This is a genomic window from Pricia antarctica, assembly GCF_900101815.1.
Taxonomy (GTDB): domain Bacteria; phylum Bacteroidota; class Bacteroidia; order Flavobacteriales; family Flavobacteriaceae; genus Pricia; species Pricia antarctica.
This window is the reverse complement of sequence record NZ_FNAO01000001.1, coordinates 523,717-536,629: the sequence shown is the minus strand read 5'-3', so window position 1 is coordinate 536,629 and position 12,913 is coordinate 523,717. Positions and strand designations below refer to the sequence as shown.

At 43.6% G+C, this 12,913-nt stretch carries 13 protein-coding genes; all 13 read right to left on the bottom strand.

The annotated features are described in order from the left end of the window. Positions 1-57 precede the first annotated feature (57 nt). Entirely contained in the window at positions 58-492 is a 435-nt protein-coding gene (gene dut, locus BLT07_RS02235) for a dUTP diphosphatase (protein ID WP_091865263.1), read from the bottom strand. A 113-nt stretch (positions 493-605) separates the two neighbouring features. Next, positions 606-2,066 carry an oligosaccharide flippase family protein gene (locus BLT07_RS02230; protein ID WP_091865261.1) on the bottom strand — a complete coding sequence of 487 codons (1,461 nt, stop codon included), beginning with the start codon at positions 2,064-2,066 and terminating at the stop codon, positions 606-608. A gap of 221 nt (positions 2,067-2,287) precedes the next feature. Continuing rightward, positions 2,288-3,511: a TCR/Tet family MFS transporter gene (locus BLT07_RS02225; protein WP_091865259.1), complete on the bottom strand. Its 1,224-nt coding sequence runs from the start codon at positions 3,509-3,511 to the stop codon at positions 2,288-2,290. A gap of 175 nt (positions 3,512-3,686) precedes the next feature. Beyond that, complete coding sequence (gene atpG / locus BLT07_RS02220) at positions 3,687-4,547, bottom strand: ATP synthase F1 subunit gamma (protein ID WP_091865257.1); 861 nt, start codon at positions 4,545-4,547, stop codon at positions 3,687-3,689. Between the two features lie 96 nt (positions 4,548-4,643). Beyond that, positions 4,644-6,224 carry a F0F1 ATP synthase subunit alpha gene (atpA, locus tag BLT07_RS02215; RefSeq protein WP_091865255.1) on the bottom strand — a complete coding sequence of 527 codons (1,581 nt, stop codon included), beginning with the start codon at positions 6,222-6,224 and terminating at the stop codon, positions 4,644-4,646. A gap of 78 nt (positions 6,225-6,302) precedes the next feature. Beyond that, complete coding sequence (atpH, locus tag BLT07_RS02210) at positions 6,303-6,842, bottom strand: ATP synthase F1 subunit delta (protein ID WP_091865253.1); 540 nt, start codon at positions 6,840-6,842, stop codon at positions 6,303-6,305. Positions 6,843-6,848: 6 nt separating this feature from the next. Continuing rightward, on the bottom strand, positions 6,849-7,349 hold the full coding sequence (locus BLT07_RS02205) for a F0F1 ATP synthase subunit B (protein ID WP_091865251.1): 501 nt from the start codon (positions 7,347-7,349) through the stop codon (positions 6,849-6,851). 79 nt (positions 7,350-7,428) lie between these two features. After that, positions 7,429-7,620 (bottom strand): ATP synthase F0 subunit C, encoded by a 192-nt coding sequence (gene atpE, locus BLT07_RS02200; protein ID WP_091865249.1) that lies wholly within the window; start codon positions 7,618-7,620, stop codon positions 7,429-7,431. A gap of 74 nt (positions 7,621-7,694) precedes the next feature. Continuing rightward, positions 7,695-8,813 (bottom strand): F0F1 ATP synthase subunit A, encoded by a 1,119-nt coding sequence (atpB, locus tag BLT07_RS02195; RefSeq protein WP_091865247.1) that lies wholly within the window; start codon positions 8,811-8,813, stop codon positions 7,695-7,697. Between the two features lie 128 nt (positions 8,814-8,941). Beyond that, complete coding sequence (locus BLT07_RS02190) at positions 8,942-9,334, bottom strand: DUF6168 family protein (RefSeq protein WP_091865246.1); 393 nt, start codon at positions 9,332-9,334, stop codon at positions 8,942-8,944. Positions 9,335-9,510: 176 nt separating this feature from the next. Next, the gene (locus tag BLT07_RS02185; RefSeq protein WP_091865244.1) at positions 9,511-9,744 is read right to left on the bottom strand and encodes an AtpZ/AtpI family protein; all 234 of its coding nucleotides are present in this window, start codon (positions 9,742-9,744) and stop codon (positions 9,511-9,513) included. Further along, a complete protein-coding gene (locus tag BLT07_RS02180; RefSeq protein ID WP_091865243.1) occupies positions 9,722-10,204 on the bottom strand; it encodes a bactofilin family protein in 483 nt (160 codons plus the stop codon). The genes BLT07_RS02185 and BLT07_RS02180 overlap by 23 nt, the downstream gene beginning before the upstream one ends. Before the next feature lie 98 nt (positions 10,205-10,302). Further along, positions 10,303-12,849, bottom strand: coding sequence for a type IX secretion system periplasmic lipoprotein PorW/SprE (gene porW, locus BLT07_RS02175; RefSeq protein WP_091865241.1), 2,547 nt, complete (start codon positions 12,847-12,849; stop codon positions 10,303-10,305). Between the last annotated feature and the right edge of the window lie 64 nt (positions 12,850-12,913).

The following is a 12,913-nucleotide window of genomic DNA, read 5'->3' as shown; positions in this document are numbered from 1 at the left end:
ATTTTACTGTACCCGATGCCTTGGACTGCGGTACAGAGGCATATCAGCAGAAAAATCTTAATGAATTCCCGTACTCCCAAAACCACCAGCGCCCCTATCCGTTTCCGAAAGCTCGCCGACCTCTTCCCATTCCGCCCTTTCGTGATGTGCAATAACGAGTTGGGCGATGCGTTCACCATTTTCAATCGTATACGATTCGTTGGATAGGTTTACCAGTATTACGCCTACCTCTCCCCGATAATCTGCATCAATCGTGCCAGGGGCGTTCAGTACGGTTATCCCTTTTTTGGCCGCCAGACCGCTCCGGGGTCTTACCTGCGCCTCGATGCCTACGGGAAGCTCGATGAAAAGTCCCGTTTTGATGATGGCCCGCCCTAAAGGTGCTAAGGTCACGGCTTCCGCAAGATAGGCCCGGAGATCCATACCTGCAGAGGCATCGGTTTCGTAGTGGGGGAGTTTATGGGTTGATTTATTGATGATTTTGATATTCATTGCTATAATTTATGGATTATTGGCTAGGTGTTGGATGCTAGATGCAAGGTTTTTGGTAAATACTACTTCGTTTTACACCGAGCCCCAAGCTTCGTGCATCCGACCTTTTAATTTCAACGTTTCGAAAAAACCTTCCTCAATATATCGTTCTCCAACTTATATACCAAACCTAGGAATAGTAAAAGTAATATACTTCCGATATACAGATTCCTATCGAAAACATAAAAGGATAGGACGGAGAACAAAGTGGAAATCCCCAAATAAAACAGCATTTTCCTGAAATTATAGGGAATGGGATAGCGCGATTTTCCAAAATAATACGACAGCACCATCATAGAGCCATAGGCGAAAAGCGTAGCGATTGCAGAGGCCATATATCCCATAGAGGGAATAAATAAATAGTTTATACTGATTGTTATAATAGCTCCAATAATTGATATTACGGCTCCATAGCGGGTTTTGTCGGTGACTTTGTACCACACGGATAAGTTGTGGTAGATGCCTAGAAAGAAACTAGCTAAAAGTATCAGTGGCACTACGGCCATGGCCTCCCAGTAGGATTCGTTTCGAATGAAAAGCACCTTTAAAACATCAGCGAAAACCACTGCCGCCAAAAGAATGATGCTACCGATTACCACGAAATAATCTGTAATCTGTGCATAGGCTCGCTGTGGGTTTTTTGTTCCGGCATGGCTAAAGAAAAAAGGTTCGATACCCAAGCGAAAGGCGGTGCCGAAAAGGGTCATGAACATACCCAATTTGTAACAGGCGGCATATTTGCCAACTTCGCTTTCGGCCATTTCGACCGGAAGTAATTTGTCAAGCAGTATTTTATCGAAAACTTCGTTTATGGTAAAGGCAATCCCTGCAATGAGCACTGGCCAGGCGTAGTTCATCATACGCTTGAATAGATCTTGGTCGAAAACATACTTATTTTTAAGGTACAGAGGAAACATGATTAAGAGCGTTATGCCACTCGCAACAAGGTTGGAAATAAGAATATAGGAAATTTCAAAATCCGGAATGTATAGATTTTGCACCCATCCATCGGAGTTTCCTTTCCCAAGATTTGGCAAGACCAATAGAAAAAAAATCGTTAGCCCGAGGTAGATGGCGACATTTGTCGTTTTTATAAGCGCATATCTCATGGGTTTCTCATTGGCCCGAAGCCATGCGAACGGTATGATAGCCAGCGCATCCAAAGACAAAATCAGAAAAAGATATTTAACATAAACGCGTTCGATATCTAAAATAGCGGACCACCAACCTTGAAATAGCAGACCCACTACCAAAAAAAATAAAGTGCTTCCCAACAATGAAATTAAGGTAGTGGATACTACAGATTCCTTATTCTCCGCTTTGTTGTAAAATCGAAAAAAAGCGGTTTCCATTCCATAGGCCAAAAAAACATTAAAGATGGCAAACCACGAAAAGATAATGGTAACAACACCATATTTTTCGGGCGCCATGACCTCGGTATAGATAGGTACCAAAAGAAAGGAGAGCATCCGGGGTAGTACAGTTGCCAGACCATAGATTGCGGTTTGTTGGAAGAGTTTTTTGAGCGGGTTCAATACCAGTGCGGATTAAGTCCCAAAAGTACCTCTTTATGGGGATGTGGCAAAGTTTGAATCCCTCATCTACAAATTCAGGGCTATTGCTTAGTTTTGGCCGATTCGGTCGGATAGATAACCAGTAGCTTCTGCTGGATGCCATCTATTCTCTCGTACCTGACTTTATTATTCTGCACTTAGCTGATTATGGCCTGTATTTCAATCAGTCCGAGCGGACTATCTCACTCCTCATCTTGAAGGTTCATGCTTCTCATTGCCAGAAGTGCAAAAACAAAAGCGGTCAATAAAAACAACGCTGCCAAAGTATAGGGTGCGCCTGGATAGTAAATATCACCTTCCGGACGGATAAAGAAATAGAAAACCGGAGAAAATACCAATTGGCCTAAAATAGCGGTGATGCTCAATAAGCTGGTAATGGCCCCCTGTAAGTTGCCCTGTTCTTTTTCGGATACCTGATTTGAAATAACGCCTTGCACCGTCGGTCCGGCAATGCCACCGAGCGCATAGGGAACTAAAAAGGCATACAACATCCATGGTTCTGTAGCCAGCGAAAAGAGGAACATGCCGATAGTCCAAAATAGGAAACCGAAGGTGATTGCATTTCGTTTCCCGAATTTCTTGACTACAACCCCGACTAAAAAACCTTGAACGATGGCGACCAAAAGTCCGACGACCATTAATGAAACCCCGATTTCCTTTGGACTCCAGTTATAACGTTCTATGCCGTAATACGACCAGGTAGAGGGCAAAGCCTGTCCCGCTAAATTGGCTAGGAAAAAGGCAAGAATAAGTAGCAACACCCCCTTATAGTTTCGAAGGCTCACCAAGGAAACCCCGGGAACCATTTTTTTGATATCGAGCGGTCTTCTATTTTCGGGCACCAAAGATTCCGGAACGAAGAACCATCCGAAGAGAAAATTGGCAAAAGTCAGGCCCGCAGCGATATAAAAAGGCAGACGGATATCGATTTCACCAAAAAACCCTCCGATACCGGGGCCAATGATAAAACCCAATCCGAAGGCCGCACCGATCAATCCGAAGTTTTTGGCCTTGTTTTCCTTCGTACTGACATCGGCAATGTAAGCCGAAGCCACGGTAAAACTGGCTCCCGTAATACCCGCTAGAAAACGTCCTAAAAACAGCCATGCGATGCTAGGCGCCCAAGCATGTATCAAATAATCGATGCTCAAGCCGAGTAGCGCAATCAACAGAATCGGCCGTCTACCATACTGATCGGAGATTTCCCCTAAAACCGGCGAAAACAAAAACTGCATACCCGCAAAGGCGGTAGTCAACCACATGCCATAAATAACCGCTGTATCTATGCCTTCTCCGGTCAGTTCCATTATCAAATCAGGAATTATGGGAAGGATGATACCTATACCGATGACATCGACCAGAATAGTGATAAAGATAAAGAGTAAGGCGGATTTTTTGGAGGTCATAAACGATGCAAAAGTCGTTTAAAAAATGGATAAAAACCTAACATGGATTTAGTAAATAAAAATAAAAAACCCCACTGGTTGGTGGGGTTTATGTCTCGTCTTACATTTTTTATGCTATGGCCTGCGGAGAAAACTTCTGCCATACCCAGCAACCTAATAAAGTGGATATAGTGGATTAGTTGTTCAAAGCCTCTGCCCCACCAACAATCTCTAAAATCTCATTAGTAATCGATGCCTGACGTGCTTTGTTGTATTTCAACTTCAAGTCGTCACGAAGTTCAGTGGCGTTATCGGTAGCTTTGTGCATAGCCGTCATACGGGCCCCGTGCTCACTGGCGAAGGAATCCCGTATAGATTTGTACAACTGGGTCTTGAGCGATTTCGGAATCAACTGCTCTACGATTTCGATTTTCGAAGGCTCAAATATGTAATCGGTACTGAGGTTTTCTGCGCCTTCCGCAGGTGCGATGGGCAGGAATTGCTCTGTCATCACAATTTGTGTGGCAGCGTTCTTGAACTTGTTGTATACAATGTCGATACGGTCGTAATTTCCCGACGTAAATTGGGCCATCAGCTCTTCGGCGATGGTAGATGCATTGTCAAAGGTCAGGTCTTCATACAGGCTGCTGTGATTTGAAATTACGGTGGATTTCTTTTTTAAAAAATCGTTCGCCTTCTTCCCGATAGCCATAAAGTCGACCTGCTTGCCCGCATAGACCTCGTTTAATAACAGCGTGCATTGTTTTAAAATGTTGGAATTGAAAGCACCTGCAAGACCTCTGTTCGAGGTAATAGCAACAATCAACACCTTATTGACCTTCCGGTTATCGGAATACTTGCTTCCGGAATCATCATCCAAGCTGGCGCTTAGACTTTGCAACAGTTCCGTTAGTTTATCTGCATACGGTCGCATGGCCGTTATGGCATCCTGTGCTTTCTTCAACTTTGCCGCGGATACCATTTTCATGGCACTCGTAATCTGCATGGTCGAAGATACCGATGAGATTCTGTTTCGTATTTCCTTTAAATTGGCCATTTTTCTTAGTATTTAGTATGGAGTAGTAAGTAGTTAGTATAGATGAGTTTAAACCTCTTAACAAATTACTTAATACTTAATACTTTGTACTCACTACTAATTTCTATACTTCCCGGATAAATCCTTAGCAACTGTCGTCAGTGTGTCAATAACCTCATCCGTCAGTTTCCCAGCTTTCAACGTATCCAAAGTATCACGATGCTTGGCGTTTAAGAATTCCAGATAATCCCTTTCGAATTCTTTTACTTTATTAACGGGTACATCACGCAATAGGTTTTTCGAACCGGCGTAGATGATGGCGATTTGGTCTTCTACCGTAAATGGATCGTTTTCGGCCTGTTTTAGGATTTCAACGTTACGACGTCCTTTTTCGATGACGTTGAGGGTTGCGGCATCCAAATCGGATCCGAACTTGGCAAAAGCTTCCAACTCTCGGAAGGCAGCTTGGTCCAATTTCAGCGTACCCGCCACTTTTTTCATGGATTTGATCTGGGCATTACCTCCCACACGAGATACCGAGATACCTACGTTAATCGCGGGGCGCACCCCTTGGTTGAAGAGATCTTGCTCCAAGAATATCTGTCCGTCTGTAATTGAAATTACGTTGGTAGGGATATATGCGGATACGTCACCTGCCTGTGTCTCGATGATCGGCAGGGCCGTTAGCGAACCACCGCCTTTGACCATCGGTTTTAACACGTCGGGCAAATCGTTCATGTTCTGTGCAATCTTATCATCGTTGATGACTTTTGACGAACGCTCCAACAAACGGGAGTGAAGGTAGAAAACGTCGCCGGGATAAGCTTCACGCCCTGGTGGACGTCGCAAAAGCAAGGATACCTCACGGTAGGCAACCGCCTGTTTCGATAAATCATCATAAATAATCAAGGCAGGTCGGCCCGTATCCCTGAAATATTCTCCTATGGATGCCCCCGCAAAGGGAGCATACACCTGCATCGGCGCAGGATCGGATGCGTTTGCGGCCACAATGGTTGTATAGGCTAAAGCGCCTTTATCTTCTAAGTTCTGCGCGATAGCGGCGACCGTAGATGCTTTTTGGCCGATGGCTACATAGATACAGTATACCGGTTCGCCGGCGTCGTAAAATTCTTTTTGGTTCAGGATGGTATCGATACAAACGGTAGTCTTACCTGTTTGACGGTCGCCGATAACCAACTCCCTTTGTCCACGCCCCACGGGAATCATGGCATCGATCGCTTTTATACCGGTTTGCAAAGGTTCCGTTACCGGCTCGCGGAAAATTACGCCCGGTGCCTTGCGCTCCAAGGGCATTTCGTAAGTTTCCCCTGCAATAGGTCCTTTCCCGTCTATGGGAGTTCCCAAAGTATCAACGACACGGCCTACAATACCTTCGCCCACTTTGATGGAGGCGATACGCTGGGTACGTTTTACCGTATCACCTTCTTTAATGTATCTGGATGGGCCTAAAAGTACCACACCCACATTGTCTTCCTCTAAGTTCAGAACGATGCCTTCGAGTCCGCCTTCGAACTCTACCAATTCGCCGTATTGAACGTTAGATAGTCCGTAGACACGGGCAATACCGTCACCTACCTGCAATACCGTTCCTACCTCGTCCAATGTGGCCGATGAATCGAATCCGGATAATTGTTTTTTTAAGATTGCCGATACTTCGGCGGCTTTTACTCCTGCCATTTTTTCTAGACGTTTAGATGTTAGACGTAAGCTATTAGACGATGGGCATTACCCTTTTCCTAATATTCAACAAGTGTCTTATAAACTATTTGTGAACTCTCTTTTAATGTTGCTCAATTTGTTTGATACGCTGGCATCGTACTGTAAATCGCCGACGCGCAGTATAAATCCTCCGATAATATTTTCATCGATTTTGTTTTCGATGGTTACCTTATCGTCCGTAATTTTGGCTAGCTGTTGCAAGACCTTTTTCTCCAGTTCGGGAGTCAGGGGTACGGCCGTAGTGACATAGGCAACGCCCTCACCTTTTAGGTCTTCGTTGAGGATGATGTATTTCAAGGCCACCTCGTTCAAAAGACCGATACGCTTGTTTTCGGTCAAGGTGTTAATAAGGCCTTTGGTAATCTCGCCGCCCTCCTTAAAAATAACGTTCAAGGCCCCTTTTTTGGATTCGCCATTTATTACTGGACTAGCCAACACCGACCGTAACTCACTACTGCCGGCAATGGTCGCCGCAACGCTGCGCATGTTTTTTTCGACCGCGGCGGTCGCCTTGTTATCGACCGCTAGGTCCAAGACTGCTTTTGCGTAACGTAAGGCTGCTCTTGAATCGTTCATACTAATTTAATTCAGCTTGACGTCGCCGAGCAAGTTCTCGACGAGTTTTAACTGTTCTTTTTTGTTGGATAATTCTTCCTTTAAAACTTTCTCTGCAATCGCGATAGAAAGTTCGGCCACTTGGTTTTTGATGTCGGCCACGGCCGCTTTCTTTTCACTTTCGATGGCGGACTGGGCATGCTTGATCATTTTGTCGCCTTCGATCTTGGCCTGTTCTTTGGAATCGGCAATCATTTTGTCCTTGATCTCGCGGGCTTCCTTGAGCATGGCCTCCCGTTCGGTGCGGGCTTCCTTCAAAAGCTTTTCGCTGTCCGCCGTTACGTTTTGCATTTCCTTTTTGGCTTCCTCAGCGGCAACTAAAGCATTTTTTATCCCAGCTTCACGATCATTCACTGCGTCGAGAATAGGCTTCCAAGCAAATTTGCGCAATAATAAAAGTAAAATTATGAACAGAACGGTCTGCCAGAAGAACAAACCTACTGAAAACTCATTTATTAGCTTTTCCATAATATAAAAACCTTATGAATCCTTAATTTTTAAAAACATCGGCCACAACCAACCGTTGTGGCCAATGTCCAATTTCTGATTATACTGCGAAAAGGGCAGCAAACCCAATACCTTCAATAAGCGCTGCTGCAATCAGCATCGCTGTTTGAATCTTACCGTAAGCTTCAGGCTGACGGGCAATTGCGTCCATCGCTGAACCCCCGATTTTACCGATACCGATACCAACACCGATAACAACCAAACCTGCACCTACCATTACTGGAATTTCCATAATCTATCTAGTTTAAAAATTAAAAATTCAATGCAACAAATCCCGGCCTTCACCGGAATAATAATGTACCTAAATTATAAATGCTGTATCTCTCCTTCGTGTCCATCTGCGTGATCGTGGGTTTCGCTCGCAAAACCAAAGTACAGTGCCGAAAGCATCGTAAATATATAGGCTTGCAAAAGTGCAACCAAAATCTCTATCAAAGAAATGGCGAAAGCCAAACCGAAAGATAATGAACTGCCTAACCAACTCTTAAAAATAAACATTAGCCCGATCAAACTCATCAAAACGATATGACCGGCCTGCATATTCGCGTACAAACGAATCAACAGTGAAAAAGGCTTAATGATCAGGCCCAACAACTCAATTGGGACCAAAATAATATATAAAGGTATCTTGGCATACCATGGCATTGTGTTTCCCAACGGGTCGAACAAATGCTTCCAGTAGTCTTTGGTCCCCGTAAAATTCGTTAGTAAAAAAGTGATCAATGCCAAAGCTACCGTTACGGCAATATTGCCCGTCACGTTTACTCCGAGTGGGGTCAGACCAAAAATATTCAAGAAAAATATAAAGAAGAATATGGTCAATAAATACGGCATATATTTTTTGTACTTCGTTTCGCCAATGTTAGATCGTGCTATATCATCACGTATGTAGAGTACTATAGGTTCAAAAAAGCGACCGGCACCCTTGGCTATAAGCCCATTCTTTGCGTATGATTTTGCAAGACTGGAAAATAACCACAACATCAAAAGACCGGTAATGAAAATCATTACTACACTTTTGGTAATCGAAAAATCTAGAGGTTTAGGATTGGCGGGATGTTGCTCTTCATCATAGTTAATGGTTCCTTCCTCATCGGTCCTATAGATTTTGCTATGGTATAATTTATAGGTATTGCCATCAACCTCGGCCAAGGTTTCACCATGATGAAATTTCGAAGAAGAAAAGACTTTTAGTCCGCCATCCCATAAAATAACCGGTAATGGAAAACCGTAGTGTTGCACTTCACCACTTTCGTCGGTACTGGAAAACAGGTTAAAGTCGTGAGAGTCTTTGAGGTGATGTTGAATATATGCCTTGACCTCGGTCTTCTTATCGGTCGGCTCACTTTCATGGTCTTGAGCGAAAGCACCATTGCCTATAAACAATGTGGTAACAAAAAGTAATTTTACGAAGAAGTTTTGCATATCACTCGAAAATATCGGTCTCTAGGCCCAAAAAGGGTTCTCTGAAAATCCGTGCAAATGTACGGTATTCTTTCAAAAATAAAAAAGCATTACAATGGTTTATTTTCTAGTGATTTCCAGGTGTTGATTTATTCCATTTTCTGAAGCATTTTGGCGGTAAAAAGCGTCTCTACGACCAAGCAAATGGCGTAGGGCACAAAAAATGCGGCAAATTCCGAGCTATCCATTTCCCCGTCCGTTTTATAGGATGGATAAAAAAGGATAAAGAACAGGATGAATTTCAAAAAACTACCGCCCATAAAAACGAATCCGATCTGGGTCTTTAATTTATTTCTGAACCTATAAAGACCCATATAAATGATAGAAGCTACTAGGAAGTTTATGATATAGGATAGTACAATCTTGTCACCATATTTTGGGAGGCTATAGTTTTGTAGGATGATGGTGTGGAAGAAGAAGCTCGCCCCTAGCAGGGTGACTAAAATAAGGAGAAAGAGAGTGATGGGATTCAGTTTGGGCATTGGTATGGCTCTTGATTTTGAATGATCCGGAGCCAAAAATACTAATTTTCAAGACGTAGGCGACGTTTAACTAGGGTCATAATTCCCGCCACTTGCATAGTTTTCCTTCTTTGGAATTTGGAATTTATTTTTAGAATTTGATATATTGTATGCATCAGGGCAGTTCATTACCCCAGTCAATACTTCACATTCTTAATTTGCCGCAACACCACCCATAGTGAAATTGCCACACCAATGAGTGTGGCAATCGCCGTATAGATCCGTTTTTCGTTTTGATACTTTTCGTCGAGCCAAATACCGCCCTGGGCTGCCAAGTAGATGATGGCGCCCATTTCGAAGGCAATGCCCGAAAGTAGGGCTACATTCTTGACCGTACTATTTTTCTCTTTAGGAGGCTTTTGCGGTTTCATTGCTTCTACTCGGGCTGGTGTTTGTCAATGATGATTTAAAATCGTTGGTCGCCGATGAACTTGAACTCGAATCGCTCGTGTTCCGGTTTAACGATCCGCTCTTGCCCTTCATCGAACAGGTGGCGTTAAAGGTCGCCCCCGGCTCAACGGCAAGTTTGGAGACCTCGACGGTACCTTCGATAACCGCCGAGGATTTCAAAGATAACAAATCGGAAACTAAAAGCTCACCGTTGAAGCTACCTTCGATATCGGCGTTTACACATTCCACTTTTCCGTGAATATAGCCATCTTTACCGATAACGACCTTGCCGGAAGTCTTTACGTTACCGTCCAGTTTTCCGTCGATGCGGAAATCCGCCTCGGATTCAATATTACCCGTGATCTTGGTATTCTTTTCAATTCTGTTGGGTTGTCCGCCTATTTCGTTCATGGTTCTTGGTTTTTTGTTGTCAGAAAACATTTGTTATGGTTTTGGGGTTAGTGAACTCCTAAACACCTTTATCGATAGTTTAGATTAGTTCAACGAAATAATTGGGTGGTTTAGTATATCGAAATGATTTAATTCAATATTTGCTCCTTATATTCCTGTAAGTTTTTATGTACTTGGATTATTTTATAGTTGGAAGATAAAATTACAAAATTCTCTTCCTTTATAAGATAATCCTTGTTAAAATTTATAAGTTCGGCGAAGCCTAAGGCGTAGTCCTTCGATGGGAAGCCGTGAACGACCACAAATTGATCTTCCAGCGTGTAAATATCTTTGGAGACCATGTTCTTGTACTTTAAATCTTTTATGGCTTCTTCCAAGTCGTGCTGTACCCTTAGCGCTATTTCGTTATTACTTCTTCTAAACGGAAAAACGACTTTCCAATTGCCCGTGCCTGAAGAACCTGTTTCCGAAGAGAAATCTTTTATAGCCAATTTTGGCAATTGCTCGGCCACCATTTGTTCCGCTTTTTTACCTTCGGGATTGTTGGGATAGGTCAATGCCACATAATCCAATTGCTCCTTGAAGGGTACGAAGCCGTTCAACCTTCCGATGGCGTTTGCTTTCAACATTTCGAATTTTGGTACGATCGGGTCCCCGGTATATTTCTCAATATTTTCTTCAGCACCGGTAATCGTTTGTAAAAATTCTTGCTTTTGGTACAACCGGTACAACGCGGCATAGCGGGCATCGGGGCTATCGGCATCATCTTCCAGAACCGCTCTTGGATTCAATAATATCTCAGCATACCGAGAATTGGCATGGTTCTGTAGAATGTTCGCTTTCATCTGCGCCATCAGCGGACTGCCTTCTTCCTCATATATTTTATACAGGTTGTACTTGGATGGAAGAATCAATCGTTCTTCGGGATCGGATGCCAGCACATCTTCCAACTTTCCAGCGGCCAAGCCATTTTCCTTGAACTTTTCTTTGTAGATGAGTCCTAATTGATAATTGGCAAAATTGCGTTCGGTCTTCAGGCTGTCGATAAAAGATTCTTCTTTTGGGATTCTATCCATATAAAAATCGACTGTCAACCTTTCCTCCTCGGTCGGTTCGTCGTTTAGGCTGTCGTTGGCAGCGACTAGTTCACCCGTCGCTTCGGAAGGCAATAATCTGTTTTTTTTGCTCCAGCGCCAGTCGTCTTCGAGTTGCCGTTTTCCCCATTTTTGAACGAAATCGTTCTTGCCGTAGCCTAGGCTGGTCAGGTTGTAGAAGTAGAACTTCCCCTTATTTTCCTTTCCGCCTTTGCTTTCGGCGAACTGGGCGAAACCGGCGGTAATACGTTCATCTTCCTTTTTAGCGGCGGCGGCCTTTTCAGCTTGCAGTTGGGCCACATATTTTTCGAAATAGGCAATCTGGTCGTCAACCGGAAGCTTGTATAGTGTAATAATGCTATCGGCATTTTGGGCGATATCCTCATATTTGATGACATCCTCCAAATTATCCAGCTTTTTCTTGGTCGAACGGAATTTCTTGGTATTATCCTCAAGATTGGTCAATACGCTATCGTAATAGGCTCCTGACAGCTTGTATTCGTTCTGGTCGAAGTTGTACACGGCCAGGTTTTCATAATTCAGCGCGTTCAATTTCGGTTCGATTTCCGTAGCGCGCAGCGACTTGTTAAAGTATACCAAGGCCATACTATCGTTTTCCTGTTCGAGATGGTATTCCGCGACTTGACGGTAGATTTTGTCCAAAAACGGCCGATTTTCGCGATTTTCTTCCATTTTAGTAAGGAATTCTAGCATTTCCAACTTGTTTTCCGGGGTAACTTCGGTATTCCTTATCTTTTCGATTTCCGCATTGATCATGTATACCCGTGGAGATTTGCGGTTCAGTTCAACAATCTTGTCGAACGCATAATTGGCGCTGTCTTTCTGCTCCAATCGGTTATAGAGCTGCCCGATAATAAAATAATACCGTCCTTTTTCAGGATTTTTTTTGGTATGATAGGATGCGATTTTCAACTGCTGCACAGCCTTGCTCAAAGAATCTAGATTTATATACGCCTGTGCCAGCATAGCTCTTGCGTCGGCATACTCCTGATCGTCAAGGTTTTCATATTTGAAAACACGTTTGAGGTTCTTGATCGCAAGGTCTTCGTTCTCTAGACGGATGTTGACCTTCTCACGCCAGATATGCGCCTCGCCCAGTTTGTCGCTGTAATCATATTTGTTGATGATATAGTTGAAGGCCTCTAAAGCGGGAATATACCGTTGGTCGAAGTAGCGCGCCTTGCCCAATAACAGGAAAGCCTCATCGGTCTGCGGATTGCGCTCCTCATCCTTGATATCCATACTATGTTTCTGTATGGCCTTGCTCGCCTTTTCTTCCGCAATGATAAAATTGGGATTGTTGTCTTCGGAATCGAGTTTGATATCTTCGGTAACCTCTAGACGTTCTACGGGCAATATTTCCCAGTAATCGTCCTTATAATTCGTGTTGAGTTCCTCGCGGCCTTCCTCAAAGGCGATGTTGCCATTGTACAAAGTGTTGTACTTGGTGTTCAGCGCGTGCCAGTTGCGGTTCACGAATTTATCCTTTTTGGTAGAGCAGGCGTTAAAAACGAGGCTCACCAAAAGAATAAAAAGGATGTATTTGTATGGATGTTTCAAGATTGCAAAGGTACCTATGTAATCTTAACTGAAAAACAGTTGGATTATTATGTGGTTCGTCGAG

Excerpts from the sequence above, each read along its gene's own strand:
- dut (WP_091865263.1), bottom strand. The coding sequence starts at position 492 with ATGAATATCAAAATCATCAATAAATCAACCCATAAACTCCCCCACTAC.
- BLT07_RS02225 (WP_091865259.1), bottom strand. The coding sequence starts at position 3,511 with ATGACCTCCAAAAAATCCGCCTTACTCTTTATCTTTATCACTATTCTG.
- atpG (WP_091865257.1), bottom strand. The coding sequence starts at position 4,547 with ATGGCCAATTTAAAGGAAATACGAAACAGAATCTCATCGGTATCTTCG.
- atpA (WP_091865255.1), bottom strand. The coding sequence starts at position 6,224 with ATGGCAGGAGTAAAAGCCGCCGAAGTATCGGCAATCTTAAAAAAACAA.
- atpH (WP_091865253.1), bottom strand. The coding sequence starts at position 6,842 with ATGAACGATTCAAGAGCAGCCTTACGTTACGCAAAAGCAGTCTTGGAC.
- BLT07_RS02205 (WP_091865251.1), bottom strand. The coding sequence starts at position 7,349 with ATGGAAAAGCTAATAAATGAGTTTTCAGTAGGTTTGTTCTTCTGGCAG.
- atpE (WP_091865249.1), bottom strand. The coding sequence starts at position 7,620 with ATGGAAATTCCAGTAATGGTAGGTGCAGGTTTGGTTGTTATCGGTGTT.
- atpB (WP_091865247.1), bottom strand. The coding sequence starts at position 8,813 with ATGCAAAACTTCTTCGTAAAATTACTTTTTGTTACCACATTGTTTATA.
- BLT07_RS02190 (WP_091865246.1), bottom strand. The coding sequence starts at position 9,334 with ATGCCCAAACTGAATCCCATCACTCTCTTTCTCCTTATTTTAGTCACC.
- BLT07_RS02185 (WP_091865244.1), bottom strand. The coding sequence starts at position 9,744 with ATGAAACCGCAAAAGCCTCCTAAAGAGAAAAATAGTACGGTCAAGAAT.
- BLT07_RS02180 (WP_091865243.1), bottom strand. The coding sequence starts at position 10,204 with ATGTTTTCTGACAACAAAAAACCAAGAACCATGAACGAAATAGGCGGA.